This is a genomic window from Streptomyces sp. A2-16 (assembly GCF_018128905.1).
Classification (GTDB): domain Bacteria; phylum Actinomycetota; class Actinomycetes; order Streptomycetales; family Streptomycetaceae; genus Streptomyces.
Window position 1 is genome coordinate 9,223,143 of the sequence record NZ_CP063808.1, and the last position, 12,604, is coordinate 9,235,746.

10 protein-coding genes are annotated in these 12,604 nt (G+C 71.2%); 3 read left to right on the plus strand and 7 right to left on the minus strand.

The genetic code is table 11. From position 1 onward, the window contains the following. Nucleotides 1-157: 157 nt before the first annotated feature. Both IOD14_RS41315 and IOD14_RS41320 read left to right on the plus strand, forming a co-directional pair. Nucleotides 158-661 (plus strand): GtrA family protein, encoded by a 504-nt coding sequence (locus IOD14_RS41315; RefSeq protein WP_123990016.1) that lies wholly within the window; start codon nucleotides 158-160, stop codon nucleotides 659-661. A 262-nt stretch (nucleotides 662-923) separates the two neighbouring features. Then, a complete protein-coding gene (locus tag IOD14_RS41320) occupies nucleotides 924-1,667 on the plus strand; it encodes a class I SAM-dependent methyltransferase (RefSeq protein ID WP_212672949.1) in 744 nt (247 codons plus the stop codon). Nucleotides 1,668-1,676: 9 nt separating this feature from the next. Here the strand turns inward: IOD14_RS41320 and IOD14_RS41325 are convergent, their stop codons facing one another. From IOD14_RS41325 to IOD14_RS41335, 3 genes are all read right to left on the minus strand, one after another. Next, complete coding sequence (locus IOD14_RS41325) at nucleotides 1,677-2,627, minus strand: EamA family transporter (protein ID WP_212672950.1); 951 nt, start codon at nucleotides 2,625-2,627, stop codon at nucleotides 1,677-1,679. A gap of 109 nt (nucleotides 2,628-2,736) precedes the next feature. Continuing rightward, the gene (locus IOD14_RS41330; RefSeq protein WP_123990019.1) at nucleotides 2,737-3,243 is read right to left on the minus strand and encodes a GNAT family N-acetyltransferase; all 507 of its coding nucleotides are present in this window, start codon (nucleotides 3,241-3,243) and stop codon (nucleotides 2,737-2,739) included. A 43-nt stretch (nucleotides 3,244-3,286) separates the two neighbouring features. Next, on the minus strand, nucleotides 3,287-6,181 hold the full coding sequence (locus tag IOD14_RS41335; protein ID WP_212672951.1) for an FAD-binding and (Fe-S)-binding domain-containing protein: 2,895 nt from the start codon (nucleotides 6,179-6,181) through the stop codon (nucleotides 3,287-3,289). A gap of 88 nt (nucleotides 6,182-6,269) precedes the next feature. Between IOD14_RS41335 and serC the strand changes: the two genes are divergently transcribed. Continuing rightward, nucleotides 6,270-7,388, plus strand: coding sequence for a phosphoserine transaminase (gene serC, locus IOD14_RS41340; RefSeq protein WP_123990021.1), 1,119 nt, complete (start codon nucleotides 6,270-6,272; stop codon nucleotides 7,386-7,388). A 73-nt stretch (nucleotides 7,389-7,461) separates the two neighbouring features. Here serC and IOD14_RS41345 read toward each other — a convergent pair whose 3' ends face one another. The 4 genes from IOD14_RS41345 to IOD14_RS41360 all read right to left on the minus strand — a co-directional run bounded on the left by IOD14_RS41345 (nucleotide 7,462) and on the right by IOD14_RS41360 (nucleotide 12,595). After that, nucleotides 7,462-9,075 carry an alpha/beta hydrolase gene (locus tag IOD14_RS41345; RefSeq protein WP_212672952.1) on the minus strand — a complete coding sequence of 538 codons (1,614 nt, stop codon included), beginning with the start codon at nucleotides 9,073-9,075 and terminating at the stop codon, nucleotides 7,462-7,464. A gap of 124 nt (nucleotides 9,076-9,199) precedes the next feature. After that, a complete protein-coding gene (locus tag IOD14_RS41350) occupies nucleotides 9,200-10,714 on the minus strand; it encodes a cellulase family glycosylhydrolase (RefSeq protein ID WP_123990023.1) in 1,515 nt (504 codons plus the stop codon). 109 nt (nucleotides 10,715-10,823) lie between these two features. Further along, complete coding sequence (locus IOD14_RS41355; protein WP_123990024.1) at nucleotides 10,824-11,633, minus strand: ABC transporter permease; 810 nt, start codon at nucleotides 11,631-11,633, stop codon at nucleotides 10,824-10,826. Next, nucleotides 11,630-12,595 (minus strand): ATP-binding cassette domain-containing protein, encoded by a 966-nt coding sequence (locus tag IOD14_RS41360; RefSeq protein ID WP_123990025.1) that lies wholly within the window; start codon nucleotides 12,593-12,595, stop codon nucleotides 11,630-11,632. The genes IOD14_RS41355 and IOD14_RS41360 overlap by 4 nt, the downstream gene beginning before the upstream one ends. Nucleotides 12,596-12,604 lie beyond the last annotated feature (9 nt).

Here is a 12,604-nt window from a genome sequence, read left to right on the forward strand (position 1 = left end):
GACCGGGGCGACGTTGCATTAATCGGTCAGCCGTTGCAATGAAATTGCTGCTTTCACCTGCATATATTCAGGTTGTGCGCGATAAATAAGTTGCCAACTCCATAAACGCAACGTAGCTTTTCCAACATCGGAAACAGCAACGCGGAAGGAGTCCCTGGTGAAGTCACCGCTCGCACAGCAGCAGGCCGTGACGGCGGCACCGGCCACGCCGGGCCCCCTCGCCGCATTCCTGCGGTTCGTGGTCCTGGGGGGTGGGGTCGGAGTCCTCTCCGGTCTCGCCGTACCCCTGCTGGCCATGGCCGCGCCGTGGGCGCTCGCCAACGCGGTCGTCACCGTCGTCTCGACCCTGCTGTGCACCGAACTGCACGCCCGCTTCACCTTCGGCGGGGGGCGCCGCGCCGGCTGGCGCGAGCACTGGCAGTCGGCGGGCTCGGCCACCGCCGCGTACGCGGTGACCAGCATCGCCGTGCTCGTCCTGCACCTGGCGCAGTCGTCCCCCGGCCTGCTGACGGAACAGCTTGTCTACCTCGGCGCGTCCGGCCTCGCGGGCGTGGGGCGCTTCGCGGTCCTGCGGGTGTACGTCTTCGCCGCGCGCCGCGAGGAGGCGGGGCCGCGGCAGGACCAGGCATCGGCCACAGCACCGGTCCTGCTCGCGGCCTAGGGCACCCGGAGAACCGGCACGGCCACGTCGGCCCGGCCCGTCCGCGCGGGCCGGGCCCCGGCACCCGCCCCGCGCGGACGGTCTCGCCGGGGTGACCGAGGTACGCGAATCGGTGACCGGGGCCCGCAAGCCCCAGCCCGTCCGCGACGACACCGGGCCATCGACAACCGACGAACCTTACACACCAGGAGCGGTCCCCTCCCCGCCCCTGTCGGCGGAAATTCGCGCGCGGCCGTCCCCTCCCGCGCAGTACCGTCCTGCGGTGACCGATCAAGACGGCTACTTCCCCGAGTCGATTGCCGCGACCTACGACGAGTCGCTCGCGGACATGTTCGCCGCGGACGCGGTGGCGCCCGCAGTGGATCTGCTCGTGGGGCTGGCCGGTGCCGGGCGGGCCCTGGAACTGGGCATCGGCACCGGGCGCATCGCGTTGCCGTTGGCCGCGCGGGGTGTCGAGGTGCACGGGATCGAACTGTCCCGGGCGATGGCGGACCGGTTGCGGGACAAGCCCGGTGGGGACGCGATCGGTGTGACCCTCGGGGACTTCTCGACGGCCACCGCGCCCGGAAGCTTCTCCCTCGCCTACCTGGTCTTCAACACGATCATGAATCTGACCAGCCAGGACGCCCAGGTGGACTGCTTTCGCAATGCCGCCCGGCACCTGGCACCGGGCGGGACCTTCGTCGTCGAGGTCATGGTCCCCGATCTGCGGAAACTGCCACCGGGACAGAACACCGTCCCCTTCCACGTCGGCGACAGCCGCCTCGGGTTCGACACGTACGACCTCGCGACCCAGGCCATGTCCTCGCACCACGTCAAGGTCACGGAGGACGGCCAGGGCTCCTTCTGGTCCATCCCCTTCCGGTACGTCTGGCCCGCCGAGCTCGACCTGATGGCCCGGCTGGCGGGCATGCGGCTGCGGGAGCGGTGGGAGGACTGGGGGCGGACGCCGTTCACCCACGACAGCCGGCAGCACGTCTCCGTGTGGGAGAAGCCCGCCGGCTGATCGGCCCCGCTACCGCGGGGATTCCCGGGGAGTTCCCCGGTCACCGCGTCCCACCTGCGTACGGACCGCTCCCATGCTCGCCGCGATCACGAGCGCGATGGCGAGCGCCTGGACCGCGGACAGCGCCTGGTCGAGGATCAGGAAGCCCGCCAGGGCGGCCAGGGCCGGTTCCAGGCTCATGAGGATCGCGAAGGCGGACGCGGGCAGCGTGCGCAGGGCGAGGAGTTCGAGGGTGTAGGGCAGCACGGAGGACATCAGGGCCACCGCCGCTCCCAGACCCACGGTCACCGGGTCGAGGAGCTTGGCGCCCGACTCCGCGATGCCCAGCGGCAGGAAGGCCAGCGCGCCGACCGCCATCGCCAGGGCGAGGCCGTCGGCCTGCGGGAAGCGGCGGCCGGTGCGCGCGCTGAAGACGATGTACGTCGCCCACATGGCACCGGCGGCCAGGGCGAACACCACGCCCCACGGGTCCAGGGCACCGAAGTCCCCGCCGCCGAGGAGGAAGACCCCGGCGAGCGCGAGTCCGGCCCAGACCGCGTTCACCGCACGGCGGGAGGCCAGCACGGAGAGCGTGAGAGGGCCCAGGACCTCCAGGGTCACCGCGGCGCCGAGCGGGATGCGGTCGACGGCCTGATAGAAGAGGCCGTTCATCGCGGCCATGGTGAGACCGAAGACGACGACCGTGCCCCAGTCGGCGCGGGAGTGGCCACGCAGCCGGGGGCGGCACACGATCAGCAGAACGACCGCGGCGGCCATCAGCCGCAGCGTCACCACACCGAGGGCCCCCGCCCTCGGCATCAGCAGGACCGCCAGCGCGGCCCCGAACTGCACGGAGACCCCGCCGGCCAGCACCAGCCCGACGGGACCCAGGGAGGTACGGCGCCGGGGCGTGCCGACGGCGGCGGCCGCTGTCGGGGACGGGGAGACGCGGGCCGGGGTGGCGGTGTCGGGCGTAGTCACGTGCGGTCCAGTTGCTCGGCTCGGAGTGGTCCGGTGCGATGCACCCCGCTGTCCACCAGGATGCACCTAGCAGTCCAGAGTAATGGACTACGTCAGGCGCGTAAACTCCTTATGCCACTGTCTCGGGGCATGAGACATCGGCCCCCGGGCCACCCGCCCGGACGGGCCCCGCGCCCGGCCGCCGGACCATGAAGACGTCCACCGGGTCCTCGCTCTCCACGGTGAACCCGTGCCGCTCGTACAGCCGCCTGGCCGCGCTGCCCTGGAGGACGTTCAGGCGGACGGTCCCGCCGGTGGCGTCGGTGCGGGCCAGCAGCGTGCGCAGGACGGCCGAGCCGAGGCCGCGGCCCTGGAGGTCCGGGTCGAGGAAGAAGTGCTCCAGCCAGTGCGCGTCCTCGGCGGGGCGCAGCGCGACACACCCCGCGAAGCGGCCCTCGGCCAGGATGACCGACGCGTGCGCCGCGACGAAGGAGTCCCGGAACCGCTGCCGCACCCGGTGCTCGTCGAACCGCCCCAGCCGCTCCAGGTCCGGGCGCATCACCACGGCCCGCAGCTCGGCGATCGGCTCGACATCGTCCTGCTCCGCGGGACGCAGGGTCCACGTGCTGGTATCCATGGCCGGAGTCTCTCAAGCCACGGATCCTCCTGAGTCCGCCCGCTCACCGCCCCGGGTCGGTTCCCTCCGGCAACGCGTCCTGCAACGCGTCCGCCAGCACCTCCGCCAGATGCCGCCCCCGCAGCCCCGCGAGTTGTTCCAGCTGGGTGCGGCAGGAGAAGCCGTCGGCCAGCAGCACCGCGTCCTCGGGGGCCTCGCGCACCGACGGGAGCAGTTGCTCCTCCGCGCAGCTCCGTGAGACCTCGAAGTGCCCTTTCTCGAAGCCGAAGTTGCCCGCCAGGCCGCAGCAGCCGCCGGTCAGTTCGCCGGTGAGGCCGGCGGCCTCGCGCAGCCGGCGGTCGGGGGCGTCGCCGAGGACCGCGTGCTGGTGGCAGTGCGTCTGGCCGACGACCGGGCGGCCCAGGACCGGTGGCCGCCAGCCGGGGGCGAGTCGCTCGAGGGCCTCCGCGAAGGTCAGGACCCGGGAGGCGAGAAGGGCGGCGCGCGGGTCGTCGTGCAGCAGCTCCGGGAGGTCGCTGCGGAGCGCGGCGGCGCAGCTCGGTTCCAGGACGACGACCGGGGCCGAGGTCTCCAGCACCGGGCCCATCAGGTCGAGGGTGCGGCGCAACACCGTACGGGCGCGGTCGAGTTGGCCCGTCGAGACGTACGTCAGACCGCAGCAGACCCGGCCCCGGCCGCGCAGCAGGGACACCGGGTCGAGGGCGACCGTTCTGCCGTCGCCCACCGGTGCCTTCTCCAGGTGCACGGTGGGCGGTAGCGCCACCCGCAGCCCCGCCGCCTCCAGCACCCGTACGGCCGCCTGCCCCACGGCCGGCGAGAAGTGCTCGGTGAACGTGTCCGGCCACAGGACGACCAGGTCACCGGTGCCGCGGGCGGTGCGCCCGTCCCACCACCGGCTGAACGTCCGCGCCGCCACCCTCGGGATCGGCCGCTCGGCCGCGATTCCGCCGAGCCGTTTCGCGACGGCGGCCAACGGCCTTACGGAGACGAGGGAGTTGACCAGCGGGGCCAGCCGCAGTCCGTCCACCCAGCGCAGCCACTCCGGTAGCCGGCCCATGCTGTGGTGGGACGCCGGGCGCCGTCGTCCCGCGTAGTGGTGGTGCAGGAACTCCGCCTTGTACGTGGCCATGTCGACCCCGACCGGGCAGTCGCTCCGGCAGCCCTTGCAGGACAGGCACAGGTCGAGGGCGTCGCGCACCTCGGTCGATCGCCAGCCGTCGGTCACCGGGCCGCCCGACTCGCCCGCCAGCATCTCGTGCAGCAGCCGGGCACGACCGCGCGTGGAGTGCTCCTCCTCGCCGGTGGCCCGGAACGACGGGCACATGACGGCGGGCCCGGTCACCGACGTCGTACGGCATTTCGCGACCCCGACGCAGCGTCGTACGGCCGCCGAGAAGTCACCGCCGTCGGCCGGGTAGCCGAAGGCCACGTCGACCGGCTTCCGGGGCAGGACGGAGAAGCGGAGGTTGGTGTCGAGGGGCGCCGGGCGGACCAGCATCCCGGGGTTGAGGAGGTCGTCCGGGTCCCACACCGCCTTGGCCCGCTCGAACAGGGCCACCAACTCGGCGCCGTACATCCGGGGCAGCAGTTCGGCGCGCGCCTGTCCGTCCCCGTGCTCCCCGGACAGCGACCCGCCGTGCGCCGCGACCAGGTCGGCGAGTTCCTCGGAGAAGCGACGGAAACGTCCCACGCCGGCCTCGGTCAGCAGGTCGAAGTCGATGCGGACGTGGATGCACCCGTCGCCGAAATGGCCGTACGGCGTCCCGCGCAGCCCGTGCGCGCCCAGCAGCTCCCGGAAGTCCCGCAGGTACGCGCCCAGCCGATGCGGCGGCACCGCGCAGTCCTCCCAGCCGGGCCAGGCCTCCGAGCCGTCCGGCATCCGGGTCGCCGTACCGCTCGCGTCCTCGCGGATCCGCCACAGCGCCCGCTGTCCGGCCGGGTCGGTCACCACCAGCGCGTCGAGGACGTCGGCCGCGCGCACGATCCGCTCCGCACGCGCGCGTGCCTCGGCCGCCGTGGCACCGCCCGTCTCCACGAACAGCCAGGCGCCGCCTCTGGGCAGCGAGGCCGCCGAGGGCACCAGGTCGGCCGCCATGCCCTCCACCGTCAGGGGGCGGTGCGTCAGCAGCCCGGCGGCGGCCTCGGCGGCCGCGCCCTCGCCCGCGTACCCCAGCACCGCGAGCGCGGTCGCGTGGGGCGCCTCGACGAGTCGTACGACCGCTTCGGTGAGGACGCCGAGGGTGCCCTCGCTGCCGCAGAAGGCCCGGGCCACATCGGCCCGGTGCTCCGGCAGCAGGGCGTCCAGGGCGTATCCGGAGATGCGGCGGGGCAGCTCGGGGAAGCCGGTCCGCAGCCGCGCGAGCTCCCCGTCGACCAGCTCCCGCAGCCCCGCGGGCGCCCCGGCCCACCCCTGTCCGAGTCGCAGCCGCTCACCGCGCGCGGTGACGACGTCGAGCTCGCTCACGCTGTCCGCGGTGGTGCCCCACGCCACCGAGTGCGAGCCGCAGGAGTTGTTGCCGATCATCCCGCCGAGCGTGCAGCGGCTGTGGGTGGACGGGTCGGGGCCGAAGCGCAGTCCGTGCGGGGCGGCGGCCTCCTGGAGCCGGTCGAGCACGAGCCCGGGCTGGACGACGGCGGTACGGGCCTCGGGGTCCAGGGAGACCAGCCGGTTCATGTGCCGGGTGAAGTCGAGCACGACTCCGGTACCGGTGGCCTGTCCGGCGATGGAGGTGCCGCCGCCGCGGGGGACGACGGGTACGCCGTGCGCGCGGCAGACCTCCAGCACGGCGGCCACGTCGTCGGCGTCCCGCGGGGCGACGACCCCGAGGGGGACGCGCCGGTAGTTGGAGGCGTCCATGGTGACCAGGGCCCGGGAGGTGACGTCGAAGGCGACCTCACCGCGGACGGCCTTGCGGAGATCGGCCTCAAGATCCGTCATGACTCCAGCAAACCAGTCCGGTCAACACCGCCGTCTCACCCGACGGACTACGTTTCGACCAGGTTTCCCCACCCGCTAACCTCACACCGTGGCTGAGATCCAGATTCCCGCTGACATCAAGCCCGCCGACGGTCGATTCGGCGCGGGCCCCTCCAAGGTGCGGACGGAAGCGCTGGACGCGCTGGCCGCAACCGGTACGTCTCTGCTCGGTACCTCCCACCGCCAGGCCCCGGTGAAGAACCTGGTCGGCAAGGTGCGCGAGGGCATCAGTGAGTTGTTCTCCCTTCCCGAGGGCTACGAGGTCGTCCTCGGCAACGGCGGCTCGACCGCGTTCTGGGACGTGGCGACGCACGGCCTGATCGAGAACAAGTCGCAGCACCTGACCTTCGGCGAGTTCTCCTCGAAGTTCGCGAAGGCGTCCAAGCTGGCCCCCTGGCTGGCGGAGCCGACCGTCGTCTCCTCCGACCCCGGCACGCACCCGGAGCCGCGGGCCGAGGCGGGCGTCGACGTGTACGCCTTCACCCACAACGAGACCTCGACGGGTGTCGCGGCCCCGATCAAGAGGGTGGCGGGCGCGGACGAGGGGTCCCTGGTCCTGGTCGACGCGACGAGCGGCGCCGGCGGCCTGCCGGTCGACATCACCGAGACGGACGTCTACTACTTCGCCCCGCAGAAGTCCTTCGCCTCCGACGGCGGCCTGTGGATCGGCGTGTTCTCCCCGGCCGCGATCGAGCGCGCCGAGCGGATCCACGCGTCGGGCCGTCACATCCCGGAGTTCTTCTCGCTCCCCACGGCGATCGACAACTCCCGCAAGAACCAGACGTACAACACCCCGGCGCTGGCCACCCTCTTCCTGCTGAACGAGCAGCTGGAGTGGATCAACGGCCAGGGCGGTCTGGCCTGGTCGACGGCCCGCACGAAGGACTCCTCGACCCGCCTGTACACCTGGGCGGAGGAGTCCAAGCACGCGACCCCGTTCGTCACGGACCCGGCCAAGCGCTCGCAAGTCATCGGCACGATCGACTTCTCGGACGAGATCGACGCCGCCGCGGTCGCCAAGGTCCTGCGCGCCAACGGCATCGTCGACACCGAGCCCTACCGCAAGCTGGGCCGCAACCAGCTGCGCGTGGCGATGTTCCCGGCGATCGACCCGGCCGACGTCGAGGCCCTGACGAAGTGCATCGACCACGTGATCGAGAAGCTGTAGCCGTATCCAGGATTACGACGACGAGGGGCGCCCGGCGAGCACCGGGCGCCCCTCTTCGTACGTCGGCTCGCGGTCAGCCGCGGAAGCCGAGCAGCTGGTGCAGCTCGTCACCGCCGGTGGCCGCCGTGGCCGGCGTGGAGGCGCCGGTCAGGGCCGACGCCGTGGCCGGCTGGGCCGCCGCCGGCGTCGGGTCGGGGAGCTTCTTGCAGACCGCGTCGGCGGTGCCGTGGCCGCGGGGGACCGTGCCGTCGGTCAGGTACTTCGCGAGGTACTTGTCCAGGCAGGCGTTGCCGCTCAGCGAGATGCCGTGGTTGCCGCCGCCCTGCTCGACGACCAGGCTGGAGTGCTTGAGCAGACGGTGGACGGTGACACCGCCCTGGTACGGGGTGGCCGCGTCGTTCGTCGCCTGGAACAGCAGCACCGGCGGGAGCTTGGAGTTGGCGACGTTCACCGGCTTCAGCGTCTTCGTGGGCCAGAACGCGCACGGCGCGTTGTACCAGGCGTTGCTCCAGGCCATGAAGGGAGCCTTCTTGTACACGGCCCAGTTGTCCTTCTGCCACTGCTTCCAGTCGCGCGGCCAGGAGGCGTCACGGCACTGCACGGCGGTGTAGACGCTGTAGCCGTTGTCACCGGAGGCGTCGATCGCGGCGAGGTTCTCGTACGCCTCGACCAGCGGGGCGGCGTTCTTGTCGTTCACGTACGCGGCGAACGCCTTGGCCAGGTCGGGCCAGTAGCCGTTGTAGTAGCCGCCCGGGATGAAGGTGTCCTCCAGCTCGGCCGCGCCCACCTTGCCGCCCGCCGGATTCTTCGTCAACTCGGCCTGCATCGCGTACCACTTGGCCTCGATCTTGGCCGGGTCGGTACCGAGCTCGTACGTGGAGTTGTACTTCGCGATCCATGCCATCAGGGCCTTCTGGCGGGCGTCGAAGGCGTAGTCCTGCGAGATGTTGGCGTCGTACCAGACCCCGTCGGGGTCGACGATCGAGTCGAGCACCAGCCGGCGCACGTTGCCCGGGAAGAGCTTCGCGTAGACCTGGCCCAGGTAGGTGCCGTACGAGTAGCCGAAGTAGTTGATCTTCTTCGCGCCGAGGGACTTGCGGATCGAGTCCATGTCCTTCACGGCGTTGATCGTGTTGATGTACGGCAGCACGCTCGCGTACTTGCGGCCGCAGGCGGCGGCGAAGGACTTGGCGCGCTCCAGGTTCGCCTTCTCGATCGCGGGCGTGTTCGGGACGCTCGCGGGGCGGACCGGGTTGAAGTGGCCCGGCTTGCAGTCGAGGGCGGGCGAGCTCTTGCCCACCCCGCGCGGGTCGAAGCCGATGACGTCGTACTGGGCCGCGACCGCCTTGGGCAGGGCCGAGGCGACGAAGCCGGCGAGCGTCAGACCGCTGCCGCCGGGGCCGCCCGGGTTGACCAGCAGCGGGCCCTGGTACTTCTTCGCGGTGTGCGGGACCCGGGACAGGGCCAGGGTTATCTGGCGCCCCTTGGGGTGGGCGTAGTCCAGCGGCACCTTCACCGACCCGCACTGCAGGGTCGGGTAGTTCTCGGTGCCGCACTTCTTCCAACTGACCTTCGCCGACAGGGCGGTGACCGCGGTACCGGAGGTACCGGCCTCGGCGGGGACGGCCGTGACGGCTCCCGCCAGGACGACGGTCGCACCACACAGCACAACTGCGCTTCTTCTCATGAAGCCGCATCCTGTCGAAGAAATCTTCGGATGAGAAACCTCTGAGCGAAAGATTTGAAACTCCTTTGATCCGGAGGCGCTTGGCACACACCAAGCACCTCCGTCACACGGCGCCCATCCGCCCTCACGCAGCCGTGCAGCTCACACTCGGCACACCCCCGCCCCCGGGCGCGCCCCCGAACCCGAAGCTCGCCGAACCGCCCACGGCGACCGCCCCGTTGTGCGAGGCGTTCGTGGCGGTCACGGTGGATCCGCTCTGGGTGTACGACGCGTTCCACATGGAGGTGACCTTCTGCGCGCCCGGCCAGGTCCAGGTCACCTTCCAGGAACTCAGCGCGGTGGAGCCGGAGTTGGTGACCTTGACCTCGGCGTTGAAGCCGCTCCCCCAGTCGCTGCTGACCGAGTAGGAGGCGGTGCAGGCCGCCGTGCCGCCACCCGGGTCACCGGGGTCGCCCCCGCCGCCCGAGCCCGGGAAGCCCGGCGCCTTGACGCTCGCCAGGTACCCGTCCTTCACGGTGTCCACGGTCTGCCAGTCGTCCTTCAGGATGCCTCCCGTGTCACCGGAGTTGGGGTTCCACGACCAGAAGGTCCAGTGGAAGGCGTCGGCGCCGTAGGTCGAGGTCGGCCGCAGATACGAGACCAGCGCGGCCAGCCACTTCTGGTCCACGGTCGACTGGAGGGTGGTGCCGAACTCGCCCACCCACACCGGCGCGATGTTCTGCTTGAAGATGTAGCCCCAGTACTTGTCCCAGATCCCCGGCATGTTGGCGGGGAACGAGGGATCGCTGAACCAGCTCTGCTGGGCCACGCTGGTCGCGTAGTCGTGGGCGGAGTAGACGACCCGGTTGGCCACGTTCAGCTGCACCGGGTACTGCGCGACACCCATCAGGTTGCCGCCCCACCAGCCGGAGACGCCGTTGAAGGTCTGCACGCCCTCGACGAAGATCAGCAGGTCGGGGTTGATGCCCAGCACCGCGTTCCCGGCCCGCTGGGCGGCGAGGCGCCAGTCCGTGGCGGTGTCCCCGCAGCCCCAACAGGCCGGATCGTGCGGTTCGTTGTGCAGGTCGATGCCCACGACCGTGTCCTGACCCTTGTAACGCGTCGCCAGGGCCTTGAGGTTGGCGATCCACGTCGACTCCGGGACCGCGGCGGTGTACCAGAGCGCCGACTGGCCGCCGGAGTCCGGGCGGTGCCGGTCGAGAATGACCTTGAGACCGTCCTGGCCGGCGTACGAGACGATCCTGTCCAGGACGCCGAGGGAGTTGAGGCCCTGGAGGCCGGCGTTCTTGCCGCCGGAGAAGTCGATGCTGTTGGGGACGGTGCCCGACTTGAAGATGTCGTCGCTGAACGGGATGCGGATCGTGTTGTAGCCGAGCGACTTCATCTGGTCGATCATGGACTTGTAGTCGCGGGACCAGAGGCCGTGGACCACGTTGTTGCCGGTCTCGAAGCCGAACCAGTTGATCCCGGCGATGCGGACCGGCTGCCCGGACGCGTCCAGGATCTGGCGGCCGCTGGTGTGCCAGTAGCCGGCGCCGGCCGACTCCGCGGCGTGGGCCGGTTGGAGACCGGCGGCACCCAGCGGCAACAGGAGCGCCGCCGCCACCGCGCACAGCACTCTTCGCAAGCTGCGGAACATGTTCGCTGCTTCCTCTCGGGAGGCGCGGGCCCGGAACGGTGGGAGCGCTCCCACCACCCTGCACCTCCCATGGAAGTCAGGTCACATGGACACGTCAAGACGCTGGACGTCACCTACTGAGCTTCTGGAACCTCCGCACCGCCAGCGGCAGGAACACCGCCGTGAGCACCACCGGCCACACCCCGGCCATGAGCAGCGCATGCTGCTCGACCCAGGAGTCCCCGCCGCCCACCGGCGTCCCGAACAGATCACGGGTGGCCGCCGCCGTCGAGGAGATCGGGTTCCACGCGGCCACCGCGCCGAGCCAGTCGGGCATCAGCTGGGGCGCGACGAAGATGCTGGAGATCATCGTGAGCGGGAAGGCGACCGCGAACAGCCCGCCCGCCGCCTCCGGGTTGGGGACCATGAGCCCCAGCCACACTCCGATCCAGATCAGCGCGAACCTGAGCCACAGCAGCAGCCCGAAGGCGGCGAGGAAACCGAACCCGCCGTCCGGACGCCAGCCCATCGCCACCGCGGTGAGCATCATGATGGCCAGCTCGGCGCAGGCGACGAGGAGATCGGTCACCCCGCGCCCCGCGACGACCGCGGCCGAGGCCATCGGCATCGAGCGGAACCGGTCGATCACGCCCTTCGTGGCGTCGTACACCACCAGGGTCGCGGTGTTGATGAAGCCGAAGGCCATCGTCATCACGAACATGCCCGGCATCAGGAAGTCCTTGTAGTCCCCGCCGCCGGGCACCTGCATGGCGCTGCCGAAGACATAGCCGTAGAGCAGGACGGAGAGGATGGGGAAGCCCAGCTGCCAGGCGATGTTGACGGGTTGGCGCTGGTAGTGGGTGAGTCCGCGGCGGACGATGTTCCAGACGTCGGCGAGGACCCAGTAGGTGCGGCCGTGGACGGCCTCCGGTGTGCTCATGCCGCTGACTCCTTCTCCGTGCGGTGTCCGGTCAGGCGCAGGAACACGTCGTCGAGGCTCGGCCTGCGCAGTCCGATGTCCTCGACCCTCACCCCCTCGTCCTGGAGGGTGCGGGCCACCTCGGTGAGCGCCGAGACGCGGTCGACGACGGGAGCGTGCACCCGCAACTCCCCTTCCTCCGACTCGGGTTCGCCGTCACTGACCCGGGAGACGACCTTCACCACGCGCGGGATCTCCGACCGTTCGGCGACCACGACCTCGATACGGTCACCGCCGACCCGGTCCTTGAGTCCGTCCGGTGTGTCGTCGGCGATGGCCCGGCCCTGATCGATGACGGTGATGCGGGAGGCGAGTTTGTCGGCCTCCTCCAGGTACTGCGTGGTCAGCAGCACGGTGGTGCCGCTCGCCACCAACGCCCGCACCGACTCCCAGACCTCGCCGCGGCTGCGGGGGTCCAGGCCCGTGGTCGGCTCGTCGAGGAAGAGCACGGCGGGCGCGAGGATCATGGACGCGGCGAGGTCGAGGCGGCGCCGCATGCCGCCGCTGTACTTGCCCACGCCCTTGTCGGCGGCGTCGGTGAGGTCGAACTGCTCCAGCAGCTCGGCGGCCCGCCGCTTGGCCCGCTTTCCGCCGAGGTGGAACAGCCGCCCGAACATCTCCAGGTTCTGCCGGCCGGTCAGGACCTCGTCCACGGCGGCGTACTGGCCGGTGAGGCCGATCCTCGAGCGCACCTCGTGCGCCTGCCGGACCACGTCCAGCCCCGCGACGGTGGCCCGGCCGCCGTCCAGCCGGATCAGCGTGGACAGGATGCGGACCGCCGTGGTCTTGCCCGCGCCGTTCGGCCCGAGCAGGCCGTGCACGGTGCCCTCGCGGACGGCGAGGTCGAAGCCGTCGAGGGCGTGCTTCTCGCCGTAGCGCTTCTGCAGGCCCTCGGCGTGGACGGCGTACCCGTCGTCGGTCATGGGGTCCCC